The sequence below is a fragment of the Blautia sp. AF34-10 genome (genome assembly GCF_003477865.1).
GTDB lineage: Bacteria > Bacillota > Clostridia > Lachnospirales > Lachnospiraceae > Fusicatenibacter > Fusicatenibacter saccharivorans.
The window spans coordinates 1-1,162 of record NZ_QUED01000082.1 but is presented as its reverse complement, the minus strand read 5'-3'; the positions used below and the strand labels follow the sequence as shown (position 1 = coordinate 1,162).

Genomic DNA, 1,162 nt, shown 5'->3' with positions numbered 1-1,162 from the left:
CTTAACCTTGCCAGTAAACGTAACTCGCCGGACCGTTCTACAAAAAGTACGCGGTTGTGCACATAAGGCACTTCCACAGCTTGTAAACACAGGGTTTCAGGTTCTCTTTCACTCCCCTCCCGGGGTCCTTTTCACCTTTCCTTCACAGTACTATGCGCTATCGGTCACTGAGGAGTATTTAGCCTTGGAGGGTGGTCCCTCCTGCTTCCCACAAGGTTTCCCGTGTCTCGTGGTACTCTGGATCCTGCCAGCCTCTCATCAATTTCGCCTACGGGATTTTCACCCTCTCTGATCAGATTTCCCAAAACTGTTCGGCTATTGATTCGAGTACCTTATGCAGTCCACAACCCCGCGGTGCACGCACCACGGTTTGGGCTCTTTCCATTTCGCTCGCCGCTACTTTGGAAATCGAGGTTTCTTTCTTCTCCTCGGGGTACTTAGATGTTTCAGTTCCCCCGGTTCCCTTCCATACGTTATGGATTGGCGTATGGATACTTGAGGTTTGCTCAAGTGGGTTTCCCCATTCGGATATCTCCGGATCAATGGATATTTGCTCCTCCCCGAAGCTTTTCGCAGCTTATCACGTCCTTCATCGGCTCTCAGTGCCAAGCATCCACCCTGCGCTCTTAATGCTTGACCTGTATTCTTGGTCCGCTGCCATCATAGCGTTGATGACAGGCTTTTGTGTTCTCTGCTTTAAAAGCAATTGATTCAATAATCTTTCGATTATCTCTCTGGTTTGATAACATCACATGCTCTCACACATGATGCCTCGGATGTCTTTTCCTATCTCTAACGTTTTAACGTTTTCAATATAGATTGTATATGCGGTTTTCAAGGTACATCTTGCTGACTGATTGTTTCATCAGTCATTAGAACTTAAAAGTTTTTTTGATGCTTTCTGTGAAACACATTTCTTCTTTTAAACTCTAATCACTGGTAAAACCAGCTCTCATCAGCACTTCCCTGCTGTTATAGGTTACTGCGCTTCTGTGGGCAGCTGTTTTATTTCATAGACATTTACCCTTGTCTTTTTATTAGGGAGCTGGCAGCCACCTGCTCTCCCACACCGTCTCCAGTGCAGTACCATCGGCCGCTTAGGTCTTAACCATCGTGTTCGGGATGGGAACGGGTGTGTCCCCTAAGCGCATCGCCACCAGCA

2 rRNA genes are annotated in these 1,162 nt (G+C 47.3%); both read right to left on the bottom strand.

Annotated elements, in window-relative coordinates:
- Positions 1-639 (bottom strand): 23S ribosomal RNA (locus tag DWZ60_RS16960); the annotation flags it as partial.
- Positions 640-1,043: 404 nt separating this feature from the next.
- Positions 1,044-1,161 (bottom strand): 5S ribosomal RNA (gene rrf, locus DWZ60_RS16955).
- Position 1,162: the final 1 nt, after the last annotated feature.